25 protein-coding genes are annotated in these 23,343 nt (G+C 53.2%); 17 read left to right on the forward strand and 8 right to left on the reverse strand.

Features of this window, described 5'->3' with window-relative positions:
• Positions 1 to 117: 117 nt before the first annotated feature.
• On the forward strand, positions 118 to 1,236 hold the full coding sequence (locus tag AAEY27_RS06020) for a tRNA/rRNA methyltransferase (RefSeq protein ID WP_342323986.1): 1,119 nt from the start codon (positions 118 to 120) through the stop codon (positions 1,234 to 1,236).
• Positions 1,237 to 1,285: 49 nt separating this feature from the next.
• Here the strand turns inward: AAEY27_RS06020 and ung are convergent, their stop codons facing one another.
• Entirely contained in the window at positions 1,286 to 1,975 is a 690-nt protein-coding gene (gene ung, locus AAEY27_RS06025) for a uracil-DNA glycosylase (protein WP_342323987.1), read from the reverse strand.
• Between the two features lie 314 nt (positions 1,976 to 2,289).
• Between ung and grcA the strand changes: the two genes are divergently transcribed.
• Positions 2,290 to 2,673, forward strand: coding sequence for an autonomous glycyl radical cofactor GrcA (gene grcA, locus AAEY27_RS06030; RefSeq protein WP_342323988.1), 384 nt, complete (start codon positions 2,290 to 2,292; stop codon positions 2,671 to 2,673).
• A gap of 44 nt (positions 2,674 to 2,717) precedes the next feature.
• Here grcA and srmB read toward each other — a convergent pair whose 3' ends face one another.
• Positions 2,718 to 4,052, reverse strand: a complete 1,335-nt coding sequence (gene srmB, locus AAEY27_RS06035) for an ATP-dependent RNA helicase SrmB (protein WP_342323989.1) — start codon at positions 4,050 to 4,052, stop codon at positions 2,718 to 2,720.
• 129 nt (positions 4,053 to 4,181) lie between these two features.
• On the opposite strand from srmB, the gene trmN reads away from it, so the two are divergent.
• Positions 4,182 to 4,919 (forward strand): tRNA(1)(Val) (adenine(37)-N(6))-methyltransferase TrmN, encoded by a 738-nt coding sequence (gene trmN / locus AAEY27_RS06040; protein WP_342323990.1) that lies wholly within the window; start codon positions 4,182 to 4,184, stop codon positions 4,917 to 4,919.
• Here trmN and nadB read toward each other — a convergent pair.
• Positions 4,904 to 6,523 (reverse strand): L-aspartate oxidase, encoded by a 1,620-nt coding sequence (gene nadB / locus AAEY27_RS06045; protein ID WP_342323991.1) that lies wholly within the window; start codon positions 6,521 to 6,523, stop codon positions 4,904 to 4,906. The two genes, trmN and nadB, sit on opposite strands and share 16 nt — an antisense overlap.
• A 234-nt stretch (positions 6,524 to 6,757) precedes the next feature.
• Between nadB and rseD the strand changes: the two genes are divergently transcribed.
• From rseD to acpS, 12 genes are all read left to right on the forward strand, one after another.
• Complete coding sequence (rseD, locus tag AAEY27_RS22405; protein WP_425294657.1) at positions 6,758 to 6,946, forward strand: rpoE leader peptide RseD; 189 nt, start codon at positions 6,758 to 6,760, stop codon at positions 6,944 to 6,946.
• Positions 6,943 to 7,518 (forward strand): RNA polymerase sigma factor RpoE, encoded by a 576-nt coding sequence (gene rpoE, locus AAEY27_RS06050; RefSeq protein WP_342325480.1) that lies wholly within the window; start codon positions 6,943 to 6,945, stop codon positions 7,516 to 7,518. The genes rseD and rpoE overlap by 4 nt, the downstream gene beginning before the upstream one ends.
• Positions 7,519 to 7,549: 31 nt before the next feature.
• Positions 7,550 to 8,200 (forward strand): anti-sigma-E factor RseA, encoded by a 651-nt coding sequence (gene rseA / locus AAEY27_RS06055; RefSeq protein WP_342323992.1) that lies wholly within the window; start codon positions 7,550 to 7,552, stop codon positions 8,198 to 8,200.
• Positions 8,200 to 9,153 carry a sigma-E factor regulatory protein RseB gene (rseB, locus tag AAEY27_RS06060; protein ID WP_342323993.1) on the forward strand — a complete coding sequence of 318 codons (954 nt, stop codon included), beginning with the start codon at positions 8,200 to 8,202 and terminating at the stop codon, positions 9,151 to 9,153. Before rseA ends, rseB begins: the two co-directional genes overlap by 1 nt.
• Entirely contained in the window at positions 9,150 to 9,629 is a 480-nt protein-coding gene (gene rseC / locus AAEY27_RS06065; protein ID WP_342323994.1) for a SoxR-reducing system protein RseC, read from the forward strand. Before rseB ends, rseC begins: the two co-directional genes overlap by 4 nt.
• Positions 9,630 to 9,773: 144 nt before the next feature.
• Positions 9,774 to 11,573, forward strand: coding sequence for a translation elongation factor 4 (lepA, locus tag AAEY27_RS06070; protein ID WP_342323995.1), 1,800 nt, complete (start codon positions 9,774 to 9,776; stop codon positions 11,571 to 11,573).
• 15 nt (positions 11,574 to 11,588) lie between these two features.
• Entirely contained in the window at positions 11,589 to 12,563 is a 975-nt protein-coding gene (lepB, locus tag AAEY27_RS06075) for a signal peptidase I (protein WP_342323996.1), read from the forward strand.
• Positions 12,564 to 12,774: 211 nt separating this feature from the next.
• Positions 12,775 to 13,455, forward strand: coding sequence for a ribonuclease III (rnc, locus tag AAEY27_RS06080; protein WP_076768826.1), 681 nt, complete (start codon positions 12,775 to 12,777; stop codon positions 13,453 to 13,455).
• A complete protein-coding gene (era, locus tag AAEY27_RS06085) occupies positions 13,452 to 14,363 on the forward strand; it encodes a GTPase Era (protein WP_342323997.1) in 912 nt (303 codons plus the stop codon). Before rnc ends, era begins: the two co-directional genes overlap by 4 nt.
• Before the next feature lie 139 nt (positions 14,364 to 14,502).
• Positions 14,503 to 15,210: a DNA repair protein RecO gene (gene recO, locus AAEY27_RS06090; RefSeq protein ID WP_342323998.1), complete on the forward strand. Its 708-nt coding sequence runs from the start codon at positions 14,503 to 14,505 to the stop codon at positions 15,208 to 15,210.
• A gap of 67 nt (positions 15,211 to 15,277) precedes the next feature.
• Positions 15,278 to 16,009, forward strand: coding sequence for a pyridoxine 5'-phosphate synthase (gene pdxJ / locus AAEY27_RS06095; protein ID WP_342323999.1), 732 nt, complete (start codon positions 15,278 to 15,280; stop codon positions 16,007 to 16,009).
• Positions 16,009 to 16,389 (forward strand): holo-ACP synthase, encoded by a 381-nt coding sequence (gene acpS / locus AAEY27_RS06100; RefSeq protein WP_342324000.1) that lies wholly within the window; start codon positions 16,009 to 16,011, stop codon positions 16,387 to 16,389. Before pdxJ ends, acpS begins: the two co-directional genes overlap by 1 nt.
• Here the strand turns inward: acpS and AAEY27_RS06105 are convergent.
• The 4 genes from AAEY27_RS06105 to AAEY27_RS06120 form a co-directional block, all read right to left on the reverse strand.
• A complete protein-coding gene (locus AAEY27_RS06105) occupies positions 16,386 to 16,646 on the reverse strand; it encodes a YfhL family 4Fe-4S dicluster ferredoxin (RefSeq protein ID WP_342324001.1) in 261 nt (86 codons plus the stop codon). The two genes, acpS and AAEY27_RS06105, sit on opposite strands and share 4 nt — an antisense overlap.
• A gap of 156 nt (positions 16,647 to 16,802) precedes the next feature.
• Positions 16,803 to 17,849 carry an acyltransferase family protein gene (locus AAEY27_RS06110; RefSeq protein ID WP_342324002.1) on the reverse strand — a complete coding sequence of 349 codons (1,047 nt, stop codon included), beginning with the start codon at positions 17,847 to 17,849 and terminating at the stop codon, positions 16,803 to 16,805.
• A 205-nt stretch (positions 17,850 to 18,054) separates the two neighbouring features.
• Positions 18,055 to 18,903 (reverse strand): MurR/RpiR family transcriptional regulator, encoded by an 849-nt coding sequence (locus tag AAEY27_RS06115; RefSeq protein ID WP_342324003.1) that lies wholly within the window; start codon positions 18,901 to 18,903, stop codon positions 18,055 to 18,057.
• 135 nt (positions 18,904 to 19,038) lie between these two features.
• Positions 19,039 to 20,295, reverse strand: a complete 1,257-nt coding sequence (locus tag AAEY27_RS06120) for an MFS transporter (protein WP_342324004.1) — start codon at positions 20,293 to 20,295, stop codon at positions 19,039 to 19,041.
• A gap of 180 nt (positions 20,296 to 20,475) precedes the next feature.
• Here AAEY27_RS06120 and yfhb point away from each other — a divergent pair, with 180 nt between their 5' ends.
• Together yfhb and tadA are read left to right on the forward strand one after the other, a co-directional pair.
• Entirely contained in the window at positions 20,476 to 21,111 is a 636-nt protein-coding gene (gene yfhb / locus AAEY27_RS06125; RefSeq protein ID WP_342324005.1) for a phosphatidylglycerophosphatase C, read from the forward strand.
• Positions 21,112 to 21,204: 93 nt separating this feature from the next.
• Positions 21,205 to 21,666, forward strand: coding sequence for a tRNA adenosine(34) deaminase TadA (gene tadA / locus AAEY27_RS06130; protein ID WP_425294672.1), 462 nt, complete (start codon positions 21,205 to 21,207; stop codon positions 21,664 to 21,666).
• Between the two features lie 48 nt (positions 21,667 to 21,714).
• On the opposite strand, the gene mltF is transcribed toward tadA, so the two are convergent.
• The gene (gene mltF / locus AAEY27_RS06135) at positions 21,715 to 23,265 is read right to left on the reverse strand and encodes a membrane-bound lytic murein transglycosylase MltF (RefSeq protein ID WP_425294658.1); all 1,551 of its coding nucleotides are present in this window, start codon (positions 23,263 to 23,265) and stop codon (positions 21,715 to 21,717) included.
• Positions 23,266 to 23,343 lie beyond the last annotated feature (78 nt).

Consider the following 23,343-nt stretch of genomic DNA (forward strand, 5'->3'; position numbering starts at 1 on the left):
ACGACAATGTGTTTTATTCAATGGGTACAATAGTCGAGAGCTTTTGAACGAATTAATGGCGAAGCGACAGGACATCAGGTAATCTGCGCGCTTCGCGCAGCGCTGGTGGAGAAAAGCATGAACGATGAATTAAAGAATAAAAGCGGCAAGGTCAAAGTGATGTATGTCCGCAGTGATGATGATTCCGACAAACGAGGTCACAACCCGCGTACCGGGAAAGGCCCAGCGCGTTCAGGATCGTCCTCGCGTGCCGATGATGGCCGTCGCCCTTCGCGTGATGACAAAGGTCGTCCGGGCCGTGACGACAGAAGCCGTTTTTCCCGTGATGATAAAGGTCGTTCTGCTCGCGATGACAGAAGTCGCCCTCAGCGTGATGATTTCAGCTCCCGTGGTGATTCGCCGTGGCGCACCGTTTCCCGCGCACCGGGCGACGAGACGCCGGAAAAACCGGATCACGGCGGTATTAGCGGTAAAAGTTATATCGATCCAGAAGTTCTGCGCCGTCAGCGTGCAGAAGAGACACGCGTTTATGGTGAAAACGCCTGCCAGGCGCTGTTCAGCAGCCGTCCGGAATCCATTGTTCGCGCTTGGTTTGTGCAGAGCGTGACCCCACGTTTTAAAGAAGCATTGCGTTGGATGGCTGCGAACCGCAAGGCTTACCATGTGGTTGATGAAGACGAGCTGGCGAAAGCGTCCGGCACTGAACACCATGGCGGTGTTTGCTTCCTGATTAAAAAACGCAATGGCTTGAGCGTCCAGAAATGGGTTGCCAACGCGGGTGAAGAAGATTGTGTGCTGGCGCTGGAAGATGTGGGCAACCCGCATAACCTCGGCGCAATCATGCGTAGCTGTGCTCACTTCGGTGTGAAAGGCGTGGTATTGCAGGATGCGGGCGTGGTTGAGTCCGGCGCGGCAGTGCGTACGGCAGAAGGCGGTGCGGAACATGTTCAGGCGATCACTGGCGATAGCTTTGTTGATGCGCTGGAAGATTTCCGTCAGGCCGGTTATGCGTTAGTCACCACCTCCAGCCATAATGGTACTTCGTTGTTCAAAGCCGAGTTGCCGAAAAAGATGGTGCTGGTTTTGGGCCAGGAACGCGACGGTCTGTCTGATGCAACGCTGTCCCGCGCGGATCTCAGTGTGTCAATTGATGGTACCGGCAACGTTGAAAGTCTTAACGTTTCTGTGGCAACCGGCGTGTTGCTGGCAGAGTGGTGGCGTCAGAATAAAGTGTAATAATAATGCCCGGTAGCATTTATGCTTCCCGGGCATTCCAAATCACGAACTACTCACTTTCCGCCGGTAATGTCGGCATCCAGTCGATCTGTTTCTCGCCGTGTTGCTCCAGCCACTGGTTCGCCAGCACAAAATGATTGCTGCCAAAAAAACCGCGGTGCGCCGACAGCGGCGACGGATGCGGCGCTTTCAGCACATGATGGCGATTGCGGTCAATAATCGCGCCTTTCTTCTGCGCATGTGAACCCCAAAGTAAAAACACCACGCCTTCGCGATGTTCGTTAATCAGGCTAATGACCTTATCGGTGAAGGTTTCCCACCCGAGACTGGCATGTGAATGCGCCTGGCCTGCTCGCACAGTAAGCACCGTATTAAGTAGCAACACGCCCTGACGCGCCCAACTTTCCAGATACCCATGATCAGGACGAACAAATCCCGGCACGGTATTTTCTAATTCTTTATACATATTCAGCAGGGAAGGGGGAATGGCGACACCAGGGCGCACAGAAAATGCCAAACCGTGCGCTTGTCCCGGACCGTGATAAGGATCCTGGCCGAGGATTACGACTTTAACGTCACCCAATTCGGTGAAACGAAAGGCATTGAACACCTCTTTCTGCGGCGGGTAAATTGTCACGCCGGCCTGGCGCTCAGTAGCGACCGTACTGAGGGTGTTAATAAAGTAAGGCTGCTGCTTTTCGTCTGCCAGCACATCATGCCATGTCAATGAAGTGGTCATCCCGCTCTCCTGCGAATTTTGTTAGCCGTAGCTTAACTGCTTCTTTCCCCGGAACAAAATGCACAGTCATCTTTGGTGGTCAATCCTAAAATAATTTTGAAAATTTACGCAAATTTTAAGTTCGGCAAAATGGCCTAACTTGATATAAAACAAGAACAATCCCTTATCGCCATTTTCGCTACGTGGTTTTTATTGATTTAAATCAAAGATTGGCTCGTATCGGGCTGGTATATAAACAACCAGACAACAATGGTTTTACCAATTGGCCGGAAGGCGTCCGGCTAATCAAATAATGTGCCTAAGGGAGGCTATTCATGATTACTGGTATCCAGATTACTAAAGCTGCTAACGATAACCTGTTGAACTCGTTCTGGTTGCTTGATAACGAAAAAGGCGAAGCGCGTTGTGTTTGTGCAAAAGCTGGTTATGCAGAAGATGAAGTGGTTGCCGTCAGCAAACTGGGCAACATCGAATACCGTGAAATTCCGATGGAAGTGAAACCGGAAGTTCGCGTAGAAGGAGGCCAGCATCTGAACGTTAACGTACTGCGCCGTGAAACCCTGCTCGACGCCGTTGAGCACCCGGAAAAATACCCGCAGCTGACGATTCGTGTATCCGGTTACGCTGTGCGTTTTAACTCTCTGACGCCAGAACAGCAGCGCGACGTTATTGCTCGTACTTTCACTGAAAGCCTGTAATTTCAGACGCTAATAAAAAAACGCCGGGTTCCCCCGGCGTTTTTTTATTCTTCATTTTTTTGCTGTTCGTTGTTCGCAGCGCTGGGCTTACGTCGCTTACCAATATTCTTGGTATCACGGTGGCGTTGCTTGACGCGCGGTTTCTCTTTGTCTTTCTCTTTCTTCTTCTCTTCGCGCTTCGCCAGCACTTTTTTCGATGGCTTGCCTTGCAGCTTTTCGCTTGGCGCGCGGGTCGTTGGGCGTAATTCATCAATTACGCGGGCTTTTAGCGGCTCTTCAACATAGCGGCCCACTTTACCCAGCAACAAATAATCGTGCGCTTCGACCAGTGAAATGGCGATGCCTTTACGACCAGCACGGCCGGTACGGCCGATACGGTGCAGGTAGGTATCGCCACTGCGCGGCATATCGAAGTTGAAGACATGGCTAACGTCAGGAATATCAATCCCGCGCGCGGCAACATCGGTAGCAACCAGTACGTTAACGCGGCCATCCGTCAGGCGTTTAATCGCTTCATTACGCTTCGCCTGCACCATCTCACCTTCGAGGTAACAGTTATTGATGCCCGCTTCGCGAAGCCAGTTTGCCAGCTCATGCACGCGCTCACGTTTGCGCACAAAGACGATGGAACGGCTGGTTTCAGGCTGTTTCAGCAGATGCACCAACAACGCGGTTTTATGCTGAACATCATCGGCACGGTAGTACCATTGATGGATTTTCTTACGCTCGCGTGTGGACGGTGTGGCGGATACTTCCACCGGATCTTCCAGCAGACGTTCTGCAAAATCTTTAATCGCATTGCCTTCAAGCGTTGCGGAGAACAGCATGGTCTGTTTACGCCAGCGCGTTTCGCCAGCGATTGTCTCAATGTCCTGCGCGAAACCCATGTCGAGCATGCGGTCGGCTTCATCCAGGATCAGCGTTTCAACCGCGCGGCAATCGAAGTTCTCTTCTTTTATGTATTGCAGCAGTCGGCCTGTGGTCGCTACCACAATATCCTGGTTTTCGCTGAACACTTCGGCGTGGTTCATATATGCAACGCCGCCGGTGATGGTGGCGATATCAAGATGAGTATTAACTGCCAGTTCACGCGCGTGATCGGCAACTTGCATCGCCAGCTCACGGGTTGGCGTCAGGATCAGGATACGCGGCGGGCCGGATTTCTTACGCGGAAAGTCCAGAAGGTGTTGCAACGCCGGCAGCAAATAGGCTGCGGTTTTACCTGTCCCGGTTGGCGCGGAACCGAGGACATCACGCCCCTCAAGCGCAGGCGGAATGGCAGCAGCCTGGATGGCGGTCGGGCGTGTGAAGCCTTTATCCTGGAGCGCGTCCAGAAGGCTGTCGTCAAGTTCGAGTTCGGAAAAAGTCGTTACAGTCATGATCTACCTCTGTGTGGGGCGCTGATTATAGACGTTACGGCTGCAATCTTCATCTGTTGTCTGCTTATCGCTTTTCCAGCGCTACGCTTTCCCCTATGCTACACCGGTTTCCGTATTGAGGTTGTTAAGATGTCTCAGTCAAAGGCCCAGTTCCGCCGCGATGGCTTCACGTTCAAAGAGTGCTTTATCGCGCACGATCGCTGTGCCATGAAAGTCGGCACCGACGGGGTCATGCTGGGTGCCTGGTCGCCCGTTTCAAAAGCCCGACGTGTATTAGATATTGGTACTGGCAGCGGTTTGTTGGCTCTGATGTTAGCCCAGCGCACGCCTTCGACGGTGACCATCGATGCGGTCGAACTTGATGAAGAAGCCGCAGCGCAGGCGCAGGAAAATGCTCAGGCTTCACCGTGGGCGGATCGCATTACGGTGCACAGCGCGGATATTCGCCAGTGGAGTAAAGAGAATACGACGCGCTACGATCTGATTGTCAGCAACCCTCCCTATTTTGAGGAAGGAGTGAAATGTGCGACGCCAGAACGGGAGCGCGCGCGTTACACCACGACGCTCGATCATCAAGCGTTGCTGGAAATTGCCGCGACACTGATCACCGAAGAGGGTTTTTTCTGCGTGGTTCTGCCGATCGAAGCCAGCGACGCGTTTACCGCGAAGGCGCTCAATCTCGGCTGGCATCTGCGTTTACGTACGGATGTCGCCGAAACCGAAGGCCGCTTGCCGCACCGCGTGTTATTGGCGTTTTCGCCTCGCCAGTGCGAGCTCTTTGCCGATCGGCTGGTGATCCGCGGGCCGGATCAGCGTTATTCAGATGGCTACACCGCACTGACCGAGGCTTTTTACGTGTTTATGTGAGTTTGCGGCGAGAGTACTGTTGGGCCGGATTCTGGCAGCAAATCCGGGTAATCGAGCGTGTAATGCAGGCCGCGGCTCTCTTTACGCGCCATCGCGCAGCGGACAATCAGCTCCGCCACCTGCACCAGGTTACGCAGTTCGAGCAGGTTATTGGAAACGCGGAAATTGGCGTAATACTCATCAATTTCCTGCTGCAATAACGTAATGCGGCGCAATGCGCGCTCAAGGCGTTTAGTTGTGCGCACAATGCCGACGTAGTCCCACATAAACAGCCGTAACTCATGCCAGTTGTGCTGCAAAATAACCCGCTCATCGGCGTCATCTACGCGGCTTTCATCCCACGCCGGTAATGCTGTGGCGGTTTCTGTTTGCGGCATACGCCGGGAAATATCTTCCGCTGCCGACCAGCCGTATACCAGGCACTCTAACAATGAATTAGACGCCATGCGGTTCGCGCCGTGCAAGCCGCTATAACTCACTTCACCCACCGCATACAGACCATCCACATCGGTACGCCCATGATCGTCGATCATCACGCCACCGCAGGTATAGTGCGCTGCTGGCACAATCGGCACCGGTTCTTTTGTTAAGTCGATCCCCAGACCGAGCAGTTTTTCATAGATTGTCGGGAAGTGATGGCGAACGAACTCTTGCGGCTTATGGCTGATATCCAGGTACATACAGTCCACACCGAGACGCTTCATTTCATGATCGATCGCGCGGGCGACAACATCGCGCGGCGCTAATTCGCCACGGGGATCAAAATCCGGCATAAAACGCGTGCCATCAGGGCGTTTCAGATGCGCCCCTTCGCCGCGCAGCGCTTCCGTCAGCAGGAAGTTTCGCGCCTGCGGATGAAACAGCGCCGTTGGGTGAAACTGGTTGAATTCAAGATTTGCTACCCGGCAGCCCGCGCGCCAGGCCATCGCGATGCCGTCGCCCGATGAAATATCCGGATTGGTGGTGTATTGATAAACTTTCGACGCGCCGCCGGTCGCCAGCACAACGGCCGTCGCGCGGCAGGTTTCGACATGTTCTTTATCACGGTTCCATATCCATGCGCCCACAACGCGGCGTGTTCCGGGCAAACCGATTTTGTCGGAAATAATCAGATCCACCGCATTGGCGCGTTCCAAAACACGAATATTGGGGTGATTGAGCGCCTGGCTGACCAGCGTGTTTTCCACCGCTTTGCCTGTGTGATCGGCGGCATGCAGAATACGGCGATGGCTGTGGCCGCCTTCGCGAGTCAGATGATAACTGGCGTCACCATTCTCGGTGATTTCAGTATCGAACAATACGCCCTGGTCGATCAGCCATTGCACGCAGGTGCGCGCGTTGCTGGCGACAAATTCTGCGGCATGGCGTTCAACGATACCCGCACCGGCAATCAACGTGTCTTCGACGTGGGATTCAATGCTATCGGTTTTATCGAACACCGCAGCAATGCCGCCTTGTGCATAGAATGTCGAGCCTTCGCTAATCGGCCCTTTACTTAAAACGATGACATTGTGATGTGCCGCCAGGCGTAATGCCACCGAGAGACCAGCCGCACCGCTGCCGATGATCAGCACATCACAGGAGAGTTCAGGAGTCATTTTCATGGTGTGTTTAATTTACTAAACAAATGATTGCTGAGCATAGCACCGGGGTCGCTTTATGCGCACTGTTTTTTGATTTTTTGTACTGCTCACTAAACGGTGCTGTGATGAGATCAACGCCAATAGCCGAAAAAAATATTAAGAAGCAGTTTGTTAGCTAAGGTGTATTAGAGATGAAAAAAAAGCGGTATTAGGATACTCTCTGGCGATCTTGATGACTTTCGTTAAGAACACACAATGTTCAACGTTTGCAGATTTATAACGAGCGATAATGAAATTCTGTGGAACGATGCACAAAAACAAAGGCGTAACGGAACTTTATTACAGACCTGCTCTCTAAATGGCTGCTTGCTCATAGTGCAGTATTGGAGTGGCGTTTCTGGATACGCGTGGAAATTGGTTTTGGGGAGACTTTACCTCGGATGAGCGAGCAGTTAACGGATCAGGTTCTTGTTGAAAGGGTCCAGAAAGGAGATCAGAAATCGTTCAACTTACTGGTGGTGCGCTACCAGCATAAAGTGGCGAGTCTGGTTTCCCGATATGTCCCTTCAGGCGATGTGCCTGATGTCGTACAAGAATCATTTATAAAAGCCTATCGCGCGCTTGATTCATTCAGGGGGGATAGCGCTTTTTATACCTGGCTATACCGTATTGCTGTCAACACAGCGAAAAATTACCTGGTTGCCCAAGGGCGCAGGCCGCCATCCAGTGATGTGGATGCAAATGAAGCAGAAAACTTCGAAAGTGGCGGTGCACTGAAAGAAATTTCGAACCCTGAGAACTTAATGTTGTCAGAAGAACTGCGACAAATAGTTTTCCGAACCATTGAGTCGCTCCCGGAAGATTTACGCATGGCAATTACGTTGCGGGAGCTGGATGGCCTAAGCTATGAAGAAATTGCGGCCATAATGGATTGCCCGGTAGGTACAGTGCGTTCACGTATCTTCCGTGCTCGTGAAGCTATTGATAATAAAGTTCAACCGCTTATCAGGCGTTGACGATAGCGGGATACTGGAAAAGGTATTAGGCATGCAGAAAGAAACACTTTCCGCTTTAATGGATGGCGAAACGCTGGATAACGAGCTGCTCGTTGAGCTGTCTCAGGATCCTGAAATGCAGAGAACCTGGGAGAGTTATCATCTCATTCGCGATTCTATGCGCGGTGATACTGCCGATCTCCTCCATTTCGATATCTCAGCCCGTGTGATGGCCGCGATCGAGAATGACGCTGTTCAACCTACAACACTGTTGATTCCTGAAGCGCAGCCCGCACCGCATCAATGGCAGAAAATGCCGTTCTGGCATAAAGTTCGCCCGTGGGCAAGCCAACTTACTCAAATGGGCGTAGCGGCGTGCGTATCACTGGCTGTCATTGTGGGCGTCCAGCACTATAATGGGCAAGCTGAATCAACCCAACAACCCGAAGCGCCAGTGTTTAATACGCTGCCGATGATGGGGAAAGCCAGTCCGGTTAGTCTGGGTGTTCCTTCTGATGCAACGGCGAGTGCCGGTCAGCAACAGCAGGTGCAGGAACAGCGTCGTCGCATCAATGCGATGCTGCAGGATTACGAACTGCAACGCCGCCTGCACTCCGAACAGCTTCAGTTTGAACAGGCACAAACGCAGCAGGCTGCGGTACAGGTGCCAGGAAATCAAACTTTAGGAACGCAATCGCAGTAATGAAGCAACTTTGGTGTGCCATGTCTTTTGTGGCTACTGGCCTGTTCTTCTCTGTTAACGCCTCGGCTGATGTTTCGTCCGGGGCGTTGTTGCAGCAAATGAATGTGGCGAGTCAGTCCCTCAATTACGAACTCTCTTTTGTCAGCATCAATAAGCAGGGTGTTGAGTCGTTGCGTTATCGTCATGCGCGACTGAACGACCAGCCTCTCGCACAACTGTTGCAAATGGATGGTCCTCGCCGCGAAGTCGTACAACGGGGCAACGAAATTAGCTATTTCGAGCCAGGTCTTGAACCGTTTACGCTCAACGGCAATTACATTGTCGATTCGCTACCCTCGCTGATTTATACCGACTTTAAACGTCTGTCCCCGTATTACGATTTCATCTCCGTAGGGCGTACGCGCATTGCCGACAGGCTGTGCGAAGTGATCCGCGTTGTCGCGCGTGACGGGACCCGCTATAGCTATATCGTGTGGATGGATGAAGAAACCCGTCTGCCAATGCGCGTCGATCTGCTCGATCGCGATGGTGAAACGCTGGAACAGTTTCGCGTCATTGCTTTCACGGTGAACGGCCAGGTAACCAACAGCATGCAAACGCTGGCAAAAGCCAGTTTGCCGCCGTTGCTCTCTGTACCGGTCGGCGACAAAGTGGACTTTAACTGGTCAGCGTCCTGGTTACCGCAAGGTTTCAGCGAGGTCTCCAGCAGCCGTCGTCAATTGCCAACGATGGATGTGCCTGTTGAGTCGCGCCTCTATTCTGATGGGTTATTCAGCTTCTCGGTTAACGTCAATCGCGCTAACCAGAACAGCGCCGATCAGATGCTGCGCACCGGACGGCGTACCGTCAGCACAACCGTGCGTGACAATGCCGAAATCACGATCGTCGGCGAACTGCCACCGCAAACCGCAAAACGTATTGCGGATAGCCTCAAATTCAAGGCCGCACAATGATTAAAGAGTGGGCAACCGTCGTTTCCTGGCACAACGGCAACGCACTGGTTGAATGTGATGTTAAAGCCTCCTGCAGCAGCTGCGCCTCGCGCGCCAGTTGCGGTAGCCGCGTGTTGAACAAACTCGGCCCGCAAATAACGCATACTATCGCCGTACCCAGCGCTGAGCCGCTGGTGGTCGGGCAAAAAGTTGAATTGGGTATCGCCGAAAGCAGTTTGCTGGGTTCGGCGGTGCTGGTTTATATGTCGCCTCTCCTTGGGCTGTTCGTGATGGGCGCTGTTTTCCAGACGTTGTTTAGTCAGGATCTCGCCGCGTTATGCGGTGCGGTGCTTGGCGGCGTGGGCGGTTTTTTACTGGCGCGCGGTTTGTCACCAAAGCTGGCTACCCGTAGCGAATGGCAGCCCATTATCCTGAGCGTAGGTTTGCCTCCAGACCTTGTTCGCGTCGACGATGCATCCGCTGAAAGCCGCCCGTAATTCCGCCGTTTAAGTCTTACGATACCAGGCTGGTATGAGCATTTCCCCGCATTGTGGTTGTAGTGTAGAATGCGGCGTTTCAGTACATTGACGTCAGGCGCGAACAGGCCTCTTAGTTACCCGTAAGGCATAAAATCTCACTATATGAAGAATATTCGTAACTTTTCGATCATCGCTCATATCGACCACGGTAAGTCGACGCTGTCTGACCGTATCATCCAGATTTGCGGTGGTCTTTCCGATCGCGAAATGGAAGCCCAGGTTCTGGACTCCATGGATCTTGAGCGCGAGCGCGGCATTACTATCAAAGCACAGAGCGTGACGCTGGATTACAAAGCCACCGACGGTGAGACTTACCAGCTCAACTTTATCGATACCCCAGGTCACGTCGACTTCTCCTATGAAGTTTCCCGTTCTCTTGCCGCCTGTGAAGGGGCACTGCTGGTGGTTGACGCCGGTCAGGGCGTGGAAGCGCAGACGCTGGCGAACTGCTACACCGCTATCGAAATGGATCTGGAAGTTGTGCCAGTACTGAATAAAATCGACCTGCCGGCCGCCGATCCAGAGCGCGTAGCGGAAGAGATTGAAGATATCGTCGGCATCGATGCCACCGACGCGGTGCGCTGCTCGGCGAAAACCGGCGTCGGCGTACCGGATGTGCTGGAGCGTCTGGTGCGTGACATTCCGCCGCCGGAAGGCGATCCGGACGCGCCGTTGCAAGCGCTGATTATCGACTCCTGGTTCGATAACTACTTGGGCGTTGTTTCTCTGGTGCGTATCAAAAATGGCACTATGCGCAAAGGTGACAAAATCAAGGTGATGAGCACCGGTCAGGTTTATAACGCTGATCGTCTCGGCATCTTCACGCCGAAACAGGTTGATCGCACTGAACTGAAGTGCGGTGAAGTAGGCTGGTTGGTCTGCGCCATTAAAGACATCCTCGGCGCACCGGTAGGGGATACCCTGACTGCCGCCCGCAACCCGGCGGATAAAGCGCTGCCTGGTTTCAAAAAGGTCAAACCGCAGGTCTATGCCGGCCTGTTCCCGGTCAGCTCCGACGATTACGAAAACTTCCGCGACGCGCTCGGCAAACTGAGCCTGAACGACGCATCTCTGTTCTACGAACCGGAAAGCTCCACCGCGCTGGGCTTTGGTTTCCGCTGCGGCTTCCTGGGTCTGCTGCACATGGAGATCATTCAGGAACGTCTGGAGCGTGAATATGACCTGGATCTGATCACCACCGCGCCAACCGTGGTGTATGAAGTTCAGACCACCAACAAAGAAGTGATTTACGTCGACAGCCCATCCAAGCTGCCGCCTCTGAACAATATTGAAGAGCTGCGCGAGCCTATCGCGGAGTGTCATATGCTGCTGCCGCAGGAGTATCTGGGCAACGTCATCACGCTGTGTGTGGAAAAACGCGGTGTGCAGACCAACATGGTTTACCACGGTAAACAGGTCGCGCTGACGTACGAAATCCCAATGGCGGAAGTGGTGCTGGACTTCTTCGATCGTCTGAAGTCGACCTCGCGCGGTTACGCCTCGCTGGATTACAACTTCAAACGCTTTCAGGCTTCCAACATGGTTCGCGTGGACGTGCTGATCAACAGCGAGCGTGTTGATGCGCTGGCGTTGATCACCCACAACGATAACGCGCCGTATCGCGGTCGTGAGCTGGTGGAGAAGATGAAAGAACTGATTCCACGCCAGCAATTTGATATCGCGATCCAGGCGGCCATCGGCAACCATATTATTGCCCGTGCGACCGTGAAACAGCTGCGTAAAAACGTTCTGGCAAAATGCTATGGCGGCGACGTTAGCCGTAAGAAAAAGCTGCTGCAGAAACAGAAGGAAGGTAAGAAACGCATGAAGCAGGTCGGCAACGTCGAACTGCCGCAAGAAGCGTTCCTCGCCATTCTGCACGTCGGCAAAGAGAGCAAATAACCTTAAGGAGTTGGCATGGCGAACATGTTTGCCCTGATCCTGGTGATAGCGACCCTGGTGACGGGATTTTTATGGTGCGTGGATAAATTTATTTTTGCACCGAAACGCCGGGAACGTCAGGCCGCTGCGCAGGTTGCGACAGGTGATGCACTCGATTCGGCGACGTTGAAAAAAATCGGTCCGAAGCCAGGTTGGCTGGAGACCGGTGCATCGGTTTTCCCGGTGCTGGCGATTGTGCTGGTGGTGCGTTCGTTTATTTACGAACCGTTCCAGATCCCGTCGGGTTCAATGATGCCAACGCTTCTGATCGGTGATTTTATTCTGGTGGAGAAATTCGCCTACGGAATTAAAGATCCGATCTACCAAAAAACGCTGATTGAAACGGGTCATCCGAAACGTGGAGATATCGCGGTATTTAAATATCCGGACGATCCGCGTCTGGATTACATCAAACGCGTGGTGGGTTTGCCTGGTGACAAAGTCAGTTACGATCCGGTGAGCAAACAGGTTACCGTGCAACCGAATTGCAGCTCCGGTCAGGCATGCGGTAACGCATTGCCTATCACCTACAGCAACGTTGAAGAGAGCGATTTTGTGCAGACCTTTGGTCGCCGTAGCGGCGGTGAAGCGAGCAGCGGTTTCTTCCAGTTGCCGAAAGGTCAGACCATGTCTGATGGCGTGCGTCTGACGGAGCGTAAAGAGACATTGGGTGATGTCACGCACCGTATTTTGACCGTGCCTATCGCGCAGGATCAACTGGGGATTTATTATCGCCAGCAGAACCAGCCATTAGCCACGTGGATTGTGCCGCCGGGTCATTATTTTATGATGGGCGACAACCGTGACAACAGCGCCGACAGCCGCTACTGGGGCTTTGTGCCGGAAGCGAATCTGGTTGGCCGCGCCACGGCAATCTGGATGAGTTTCGAAAAACAAGAAGGTGAATGGCCGACAGGTGTACGCCTGAATCGTATCGGCGGAATTCATTAATTAAGCGGGGCGCAGTTTTTCAGGTTGCGCCCCGAATTATTTCCAGGATTATTCCCTTCAGACTAACGACAACCCTCATCGTTGCGTATAGAATATTCCCCCGAAGTTTAAGGCTGGTCCCTAACGGGTGCCACAGCACACGAAACCGCGTTGGTTTTCTCAGGTCGGTTTCGTGTGCTGCATTGTTGACGCATTTATCTATTGGTATCGCATGAATCCCATCGTAATTAATCGGCTTCAACGGAAGCTGGGCTACACTTTTCAACATCACGATCTGTTGCAGCAGGCATTAACCCACCGCAGCGCCAGTAGCAAACATAATGAGCGTCTCGAATTCCTGGGCGACTCCATTTTAAGTTTTGTGATTGCGAATGCGCTTTATCACCGCTTCCCGCGCGTGGATGAAGGGGATATGAGCCGCATGCGCGCAACGCTGGTGCGCGGCAATACGCTGGCGGAAATCGCACGTGAATTCGAACTGGGCGAATGTCTGCGTTTAGGGCCGGGTGAATTGAAAAGCGGCGGTTTTCGCCGTGAATCGATTCTCGCGGACACCGTTGAGGCATTAATTGGCGGGGTATTTCTCGATAGCGATATCCAGACCGTCGAACAACTGATCCTAAGCTGGTATCAGACTCGCCTGGACGAAATCAGTCCTGGCGATAAACAAAAAGATCCGAAAACGCGCCTGCAGGAATTTTTGCAGGGTCGCCATCTGCCGCTGCCGTCTTATCTGGTGGTGCAGGTGCGTGGCGAAGCGCACGATCAGGAATTTACTATCCACTGCCAGGTTAGCGGCCTGAGTGAACCGGTGGTTGGCACGGGTTCCAGCCGTCGTAAGGCGGAGCAGGCTGCCGCCGAACAGGCGCTGAAAAAACTGGAGTTGGAATGAGTACTGAAACAGAAAAAACATATTGTGGGTTTATCGCTATCGTTGGGCGTCCTAACGTTGGCAAATCCACCCTGCTGAACAAACTGCTCGGGCAGAAGATCTCGATCACGTCCCGCAAAGCACAAACCACGCGCCATCGCATTGTTGGCATCCATACCGAAGGGGAATATCAGGCGATTTACGTCGATACCCCGGGTCTGCACATGGAAGAGAAACGTGCGATCAACCGTCTGATGAACAAAGCTGCCAGCAGCTCCATCGGCGACGTTGAGCTGGTGATTTTCGTTGTGGAAGGCACGCGCTGGACGCCGGACGATGAAATGGTGCTGAACAAGCTGCGCGACAGCAAAGTGCCGGTGATCCTCGCGGTCAACAAAGTGGACAACGTGCAGGAAAAAGCCGATCTGCTGCCGCACTTGCAGTTCCTGGCAAGCCAGATGAATTTCCTCGACATCGTGCCGCTCTCTGCGGAAACCGGTACCAACGTCGACACTATCGCAAGTATCGTGCGTAAACATTTGCCGGAAGCGATCCATCACTTCCCGGAAGATTACGTCACCGATCGTTCACAGCGCTTTATGGCCTCCGAAATCATCCGCGAAAAGCTGATGCGTTTTCTCGGCGCGGAACTGCCGTACTCGGTTACTGTTGAAATCGAACGTTTCATTACCAACGAACGTGGCGGGTATGACATCAACGGGCTGATCCTCGTTGAGCGCGAAGGACAGAAGAAGATGGTGATTGGTAACAAAGGTTCCAAAATCAAAACCATCGGCATCGAAGCGCGTAAAGACATGGAAGAGATGTTCGAAGCCAAAGTTCACCTCGAACTGTGGGTGAAAGTAAAATCCGGCTGGGCCGATGATGAACGCGCCCTGCGTAGTCTCGGTTATGTAGACGACCTTTAAATACAGAGGTTATTCTCTATGACTTTCGGGTTGCAGGAAGGCGGCAAGGCCGGAAATCCCCAGGCGCTTACACAGGTAAGTGACTGGGGTAAGCGGGTGCAGCCAATGTACCTGAAGCCCGAAAGACGACGAGAATAATATGGAAGGTTGGCAGAGAGCCTTCGTTCTGCATAGTCGTCCCTGGAGCGAAACCAGCCTGATGCTGGACGTCTTCACGGAAGAGTCGGGTCGCGTGCGCCTGGTTGCCAAAGGCGCACGTTCCAAACGTTCCAATCTGAAAGGTGCGCTTCAGCCTTTCACCCCTCTGTTGGTACGCTTTGGCGGGCGTGGCGAGGTCAAAACGCTACGCAGCGCAGAAGCGGTTTCACTGGCACTGCCGCTCAGCGGCATCACCCTCTATAGCGGTCTCTACATTAACGAACTCATCTCCCGCGTGCTGGAGCATGAGACGCGCTTCTCTGAACTCTTTTTCGATTACTTGCATTGTATCCAGGCGCTGGCGGGCGTCACCGGCACACCTGAACCGGTGTTACGCCGCTTCGAGCTGGCGCTGCTCGGCCATTTGGGTTACGGCGTGGATTTTCTCCACTGCGCGGGGAGCGGCGAACCGGTTGATGATGAGATGACCTACCGTTATCGGGAAGAGAAGGGGTTTATCGCCAGTATCGTGGTGGACAACAGCACGTTTACCGGGCGGCATTTGCGCGCTCTGGCCGAGCGGGAATTCCCCGATGCCGACACGCTCCGCGCGGCAAAGCGCTTTACCCGTATCGCGTTAAAGCCGTATCTTGGAGGCAAGCCGTTAAAAAGCCGGGAACTGTTCCGGCAATTTGTGCCAAAACGTTAGCGGTTGGTTAACTGGCCAGGCGAGGCGAAGACCGCGCCGGAACCAATGAAAAATACTGAGGATTGTCATGGCTGAATTACTGTTGGGCGTCAACATCGATCATATCGCCACCCTGCGCAACGCGCGTGGAACGGCGTATCCCGATCCGGTACAGGCTGCGTTTATTGCCGAGCAAGCCGGTGCTGATGGCATCACCGTGCATCTGCGCGAAGACCGTCGCCATATTACCGACAGAGACGTGCGCATTTTGCGTCAGACACTGCACACGCGTATGAACCTCGAAATGGCGGTCACGGAAGAGATGCTGGCAATTGCCTGCGAAACCAAACCGCATTTCTGCTGCCTGGTGCCGGAAAAACGCCAGGAAGTGACCACTGAAGGCGGTCTGGATGTTGCCGGTCAGCGCGAGAAAATGCGCGACGCCTGCCAGCGTCTGGCGGCGGCGGGTATTCTGGTGTCGCTGTTTATTGATGCGGATAACGAGCAGATCAAAGCCGCCGCTGACGTCGGCGCGCCGTATATCGAAATTCACACCGGCTGTTATGCCGATGCCGAAAGCGATGCAGATCAGGCGAAAGAGCTGGAGCGCATTGCTAAAGCGGCGACCTACGCAGCAAGCCTTGGGCTGAAAGTGAATGCCGGTCACGGCCTGACCTATCACAACGTGAAAGCCGTTGCGGCGCTGCCGGAAATGCACGAGCTGAATATCGGCCACGCCATTATTGGCCGTGCGGTGATGAGCGGCCTGAAAGACGCGGTAGCGGAAATGAAACGCCTGATGCTGGAAGCGCGCGCGTAATGGCGATTCTGGGATTAGGTACGGACATCGTTGAGATAGCCCGCATCGAAGCGGTGATCGCCCGCAGCGGCGATCGCCTCGCAAAGCGGGTACTGAGCGCCAGCGAATGGGCGATTTACCAGGCGCACCAGCAACCGGTACGCTTTTTGGCGAAACGCTTCGCGGTCAAAGAAGCGGCGGCCAAAGCTTTAGGGACAGGCATTCGCAACGGGCTGGCATTTAATCAGTTTGAAGTGTTCAACGATGAACTCGGCAAACCGAGCCTGCGCTTGTGGGATGAAGCGCAGCGGATGGCGCAGCGGATGGGCGTGCGGACAATGCACGTGACGCTGGCGGATGAGCGTCACTACGCCTGTGCAACGGTGATTATCGAAAGTTAGATTTTGTCGGCGTGGTGCATAAGGACAAACTTGTCCCATAGCTGTTCTTCTGTTTCCACGCGCGTCGGATCTTTTAGGATGGTATTGGGGATCGGGCACACTTTCTGGCAAGTCGGGGTTTCATAATGGCCGACACACTCGGTACAACGATCGCTGTTAATTTCATAAATGCTGTCGCCCATCGAAATCGCCTCGTTCGGGCATTCCGGTTCGCACATATCGCAATTAATACAGCGTTTGGTAATTAATAAAGACATTTCAAAGGATTACCGCTAAAGCAATTAAAAATCAGTAAGTTACAAAGGTTTTGTATTATCCACTATTATTGGCTTACTGTCATCCGCGCTCACCAGAAAAATCTTTGTCGCTTGCGCAGGAAAACAATGCCATCTTCAGATGGCATCGCTTTATCGCTATGCTTTTTTCAATAAGTACTTTCTAAAGAGCGAACTCAGCTTTTTCTCTAATAAATAATATGAAATAAAAGCAAGGACATAAGAAAGTATGACCGAAAGAGCAAACATCGTTATCCCGGCGTATACCGAATGAGTAAAGTTGAATCCTTTTTTGAGTAAAGATTTTGCCCGGAAGTGAACAAGGTAAAGCGAAAAGGAAATTTTACCGGTTGTCAGCACGGGTTTGGGAGCCCGGAAGGAATAGAGCGATTCGTGATTTGCCAGGGTAAAAACAAGCGCAAAAGCAGAGATAATATAAACAAGGCCACCTATTCTGCTGCAATGGGACAATACCACAAAAAGAAATAACACGAAGCTTAACGTCATTAATACATAGCTGATGTTTTTTCCGTAAGTGATTTTTTTATTAATAACCAGCCAGGCCGTAAACGTTCCGACAACAAACTCAAGCATTAAACTATTGGTGAAAGTAGCCAGGTAGCCTGGATAGTTATAATTATTTGCAGGGGAGATCGCGGTATTATTAATCAATGCGGGAATGGCCACCGCTAATATCAATGTAATAAAAAGGACGATATTTTTTCTTGAGCGGAAAAGCATGCACACTGTAAATAGCGTATAAAAGATAAATTCGTAATTTAACGTCCAGCCAACGAATAATTTAGCCACGCCAAACCAGGGGGCAGGTTGCGTAATGTCTAATGGAATGAAGAGTAATGATTTCGCCGTTTGCAGCCAGGACTCAATACTGTTCCCGGCGACCAGCAGTGTAATTGCAAAATAGGGTGGGAATACGCGGCAAAACCGTTTAAGAAAAAATCGCTTTGCTGATGCGAGCCCTCCGTTATCGTCCTGGGTTATATAATATATTATGAACCCGCTGATAACGAAAAACAGATCAACGCCGATATCGCCATTGAGAAATAGCTTATCTCCCCAGCCCTCAAATGATTGATTAATGTAGCTCTTAAAGTGAAAACACATCACTAACACAGCAGCAAGCGCTCTCAACGCTTGTATTGAGTAAAAATTCTTATCAGTCATTCCATCATCCGTATTGTTTTAAAATTCTAAAAATAAAAAATATTAAATTGATGCACCTGTTTGAATCGTAGCGCATCCTTTTATTTTATTAATCGCGCTATTGTTTTTTGTGAATTAGCGCATCTGTCGTAATGGCGATAGTTTCGGTAATTGACAACGCCATCAGGAAAATCTCAGAAACATGACTAACAGGGCGGGACCTTGCTCAAACCAGTTTTTTCACCAGCTCCTCGCTATGGCGAATGCGCTCTGGCGCATGTTCCAAATCCTGCTGTACCAATGCCATAAACAGTAAATCCGTCAGCATCAATTGTGCGCTGGTGGAGGATATTGCCGCGCTGCGCGTGGCCTGCTCTTCTGCGATAGTGTAAAGGCAACGAGTCGCGCGTTGCTGCAACGCATTGGGCGTGAAACCGGTGATTGCGAGGATCTTCCCGCCAACGCGCAGCGTTTCATCCGCCGCCATGTTGATCTCGCGCCGTTCGCCGGAATAAGAGACCGGCAGCAGAAGATCGCCAGGTTCCAGCGCTTGCACGGTCGCCAGCAGGGCGTGCATATCCTGTTCAACAATCGCGTTAAGGCCGATTTTCATCAGCTTCCAGCCAAAGTTACGCGCCACCAGGCCGGACGCGCCAATGCCGGTCAGGATAATGCGTCGCGATTCGCGCAGCAGACGTACGCACTCCAGCAGCTTCTCTTCGCTATTCACATCCAGCGAAGCGTGCATCGCGCTTTGGTACTCTTTGATCAGTTTTTCCCCGACGACGCGTAGCGGATCGTCGCCGCGAATCTGGTTATGCACTGGTACTGACCAGGGGTTGGAATTGCTGGCCAGAGCTTCGCTGATGGCCAATTTCATCGCCGGAAAGCCTTTGAAATCCATCTTTTGGGCGAATTTCACCACACTGGACTGACTAACACCGGCTTCGGCGGCGAGTTGTTGTGAGCTTAAATGGCGGGCGCGGTCGGGGTTTTCCAGCAAAAACTCCGCCAGCTTTTTATCACTCTGAGCAAGGCTGGGGTAGCGCTGGCGAATGCGGATTAAACAATTCATCGGATCTCCGGAGGTTCACGTTATTCACTGTCGCAGTGCATCACGCGGGTGAATTAACTATTCCATCCATAGATGGTGATTATGAATTAAAAATTCTATTGATACAAAGCTTCAATTTCCTGCTTTTGATAGCGATCAAGGAGAACCGATGGTGCTGCCCGTTTTCACCTGCGGTGAATTATCCAGGCGGCGAATAGCGGGAACCAGGCTGGCAGCCGCGCAGGCTAGCACCACGGCCAGCGCCGACGCCTTCAGCACGTTGCCGCTGCCATAATGCAGCGCCAGCGGTCCGGCGGCCAGTTCACCGACTGGAATGGCGATAAACGATCCCATCGCATCGTACGCATACACACGAGCCAGTTTCTCTGGCGGAATATGCGTTTGCAGCGACTGCGCCCACGCGACGCCGAACAGGCCAAACGTCACGCCAGCAATAAAAAATCCCGCAATCAGCCACGGCGTCGCGGCAACCTGGCCGAGCAGATAAATCGGTACTGCGCAAAGTGCCACCAGCATCACACCAATAAACAGATCGCGCCGAGGACGCCAGCGCAACGCAAGGAATGAACCGACAATCAGGCCAACGCTTTGCGCGGCGACAATCATGCCCCACTGTGCGCGGCCAAATGAGGTATCGGCAATCACCGGGCCGAGCACCATCACGATGCCGCTAAACGCTGCATTAATAATGGTGAACTGCACGACAATCGACCAAACCCAGGCGCGGCTGATGAACTCTTTCCAGCCGTCGCGCAAATCTTGCAGGATGTTGGTGGCGGACGCCGCCGCCTGGATGGCGCCAATGCGAATGCACAGGTAGAGCGGCGCAGAAGCGGCAAATCCCAGCGCATCAATCGCCAGACCCCAGCCAGGCCCGACCGCGCTGGTGAGAATGCCGCCCAACGACGCGCCGATCACCGTTCCGCTATAAATGCCTAATTGAACGAGCGCATTCGCTTCCCGCAAGTTATGTGTCGGCACAGTTTGCGGCACTAGCGCTGATGACGCGGGCAACGCAATACCCGCCGCCGCGCCATTGATCATCCCCAATATCGCCAGTCCCATCACGCTGGCGGAACCCTCAAGCACCAGCCAGGCGACAACGCCTTGTGATAAAGCGGCAACCAGCGAAGAGAGCACCAACACCAGGCTTCGCGAATAACGGTCTGCCAGCACGCCGCCAAGCAACAAAAACGCGACGTTAAACAGCGAGCGGGCTGCAACGACAATGCCGAGATCGGCCGCCGAACCGCCAATGTCCAGCACCGCGAAAGCCAGTGCAATCGGCGCAATGCCATTACCGAGCACGGTAAGCAGGCGAGCAAAAAAGAGATGGCGAAAAGCGGCGTAGTGAAAGGCGCGTCGGGGCATTGTTGTTTTGGCTGTCGTCATTGTCGCAAGGGCTTATTTAAGGTGAGGGCGGTACAGGCTGTACAACCCGGCGCTTATTATTACAGGGATTTGTGACAGGTTGTTACCGGAAAAGTGAGGTTCTATCTGTTAGGCTGTTTAGAGAGCGATCGCCAAACGGAACCGCCGGCGGTTGGGGTTTAATCAGTAGAGGAATACCATTTGGCTACCAGTGAACGCCGCGTCGTTTTTTTTGACCTCGATGGAACATTACATCAGCAGGACATGTTCGGGACGTTTCTCCGTTATGTTTTGCGTCATCAGCCCATAAACTTGCTGTTAGTGTTGCCGCTGCTGCCGGTGATTGTCGGTGGGCTGGTGATTAAAGGTCGCGCCGCGCGCTGGCCGATGAGTTTACTGCTGTGGGGCTGCACTTTTGGTCACAGCGAAAAGAAGCTGACCGCATTGCAACAGAAGTTTGCCAGTTGGTTTCGCGGGCATGTGACGGCGTTTCCGGTGGTGCAGATGCGGCTCACCAACTACCTTGCGGCGTCCGATGCGGATATCTGGTTGATCACCGGTTCGCCGCAGCCGCTGGTCGAACAGGTCTATTTTGATACCCCCTGGCTGCCGCGCGTGAATGTTATCGCCAGCCAAATTGAACGTCGTTATGGCGGTTGGGTGTTAACGATGCGCTGCCTCGGTCACGAAAAAGTGGCTCAGCTTGAGCGTAAAATTGGCACTCCGCTGCGCTTGTACAGCGGTTACAGTGATAGCAAGCAGGACAACCCGCTGCTCTATTTTTGCCAGCATCGTTGGCGCGTGACGCCGCGCGGTGACTTACAGCAACTCGAGTAGTGTCGAACAGGTGAGGGCTGTGTATAATGCGCCCCGCCTGAATCACTGGAGTACTTTTCTTTGTCCAATCCCGAACTGAATCACGATTATTGGATGCGTTATGCGTTGACGCTGGCGAAGCGTGCCCGGGACGAAGGTGAAGTGCCTGTCGGCGCGGTGCTGGTGCATAACAATCAGGTGATTGGCGAGGGGTGGAACCGCCCGATTGGTCGCCACGATCCGACGGCGCATGCGGAAATTATGGCGCTGCGTCAGGGCGGGCTGGTGTTGCAAAACTATCGTCTGATTGACACCACGCTCTATGTCACGCTGGAACCTTGCGTGATGTGCGCAGGCGCAATGGTGCACAGCCGCATTGGGCAATTAGTGTTCGGCGCGCGTGATGCCAAAACCGGCGCGGCCGGTTCGCTGATGGATGTGCTGCATCATCCGGGAATGAATCACCGGGTGGATATCACCGAAGGGGTATTGCGCGACGAATGCGCCGCGATGCTCAGCGATTTTTTCCGCCAGCGCCGGCAGGAGAAAAAAACGCAGAAATTATTGAAATCGTAGGCCGGATAAGCGCAGCGCCATCCGGCAATCTGCCATCCGGCAACCTTCTTACCGGTTCACTTTCAACTGCAATGCATCCGGTACCGGTATGGGGTTGTGCGAGAACGCCTCATTGCCGGTAAAGGCGCTAAACGGCAGCACGCCGTAAGCCGGGCGATTGAGCTCATCCGTCGACACCGCCGGGTAGCTTTGCGCCAGTTGCAGCGCTTTGGCGGCCTCTTTCTCTTTCTCCAGCAAATACCCGACCAGGCTTATCTCGTATTTGCGGATATTTTCCACATAAGCATAGGCTTCATGCCCGCGGGCATAACCGTAGGTGAGTTTGCTGTAATACTGTTTTTGGCTCAGCATCGGCAGGCGCTGTTTCACATCGGCCCAGCTATCCGGGTTGCCTCTGGTTTTCGCCGTCAGCGCGCGGGCATCCAGCATATGCGCATAGCCCATGTTGTAAGCCGCCAGCGCAAACCAAATCTTCTCATCCTGCGGCACCGTGTCCGGCACTTTGCTCATCATATCCTGCAAGTAACGTGCGCCACCGCTGATGCTCTGCTCGGCGTCGGTACGATCGCTTAAGCCCAAACTTTGCGCCGTGTTACGCGTCAACATCATTAGCCCGCGCACGCCGGTCGGCGAGGTGGCCTGCGAATCCCAGTGTGATTCCTGATAAGAGATAGCCGCCAGCAAACGCCAGTCGATCTCCTGGGCATACTTTTCAAACAGCGGTTGTAAGTCTGGCAACACGCTGTCGACGGCGCGCAAAAAAGTGCGGGTATCAACATAATCGAAATCTTCGCCGTGCCCGAGGTACTTCTCTTCCAGCCGGGCGAGCGTACCGTCTTCATTAATATTGTTGAAGAAGTCGAGCATCGCCGCTGACAGGGTATTATCGTCGTCGCGCTGACTAAACCAGGTCACCGGTTGTTCATCGGTAATATCAAGCGCCACCGCCAGTTCGGGATGCACGCGCTGGAACAGACTGATCGCCACGGAATCCGCGACGGTATAGCTCAACTTGCCTTCCACGACCTGCTCAAGCAGCGCGGTCGTGCCGAGTTTCGGATCCACTGTCCAGCTTAAGTTCGGGTATTTCTTCTCTTTTAGCTCGCGCAGATCGTCCAGCGCCACATGGCCTGGCGCGACGGTTAACTGGCCTTCGTCGACGTTTTCCAGGGTGCGTGGTCGATAGCTGCCCACGCGATACACCAACTGCTGGGAAACCGAATAGTAGACCGGTCCGGTCTGGTAACTCTTCACGCGTTCATTGTTATACACCAGCCCGGCGGCGAGCATATCGGCGTTGTCATTATCCAGATCGTCAAACAGTTGGCTGATGTTTTGTCGCACCGTCATTTTCAGTTTGACGCCAAGATAGTCGGCGAAATGCTGTGCTAAATCGTAATCCAGCCCATAAGTTTTGCCGTCGATAGTGGTGTAAGTGAGCGGCGTGGCAATGGTACTGACGCGCAATTCCCCGCGCGCTTTAATCGCCGCGATGCGGTTGTCGGCTTTGCCGAACCAAGGGATTGACGGCCACAAGGCCGCTGCCAGCAGCAGGGTGACGATGCCGATGAGCAGATAATTAATCTTAAATCTTTTCAAGGAGTTAATTCTCTGCGCCGTGCTTTGCCTCAGGGGGTTTTTGACGTTAAACCAGTAAGGTTTATCGGTGATTGAGCG

Origin of the sequence: Kosakonia sp. BYX6 (assembly GCF_038449125.1) — a bacterium.
Taxonomy (GTDB): Bacteria; Pseudomonadota; Gammaproteobacteria; order Enterobacterales; family Enterobacteriaceae; genus Kosakonia; species Kosakonia calanthes.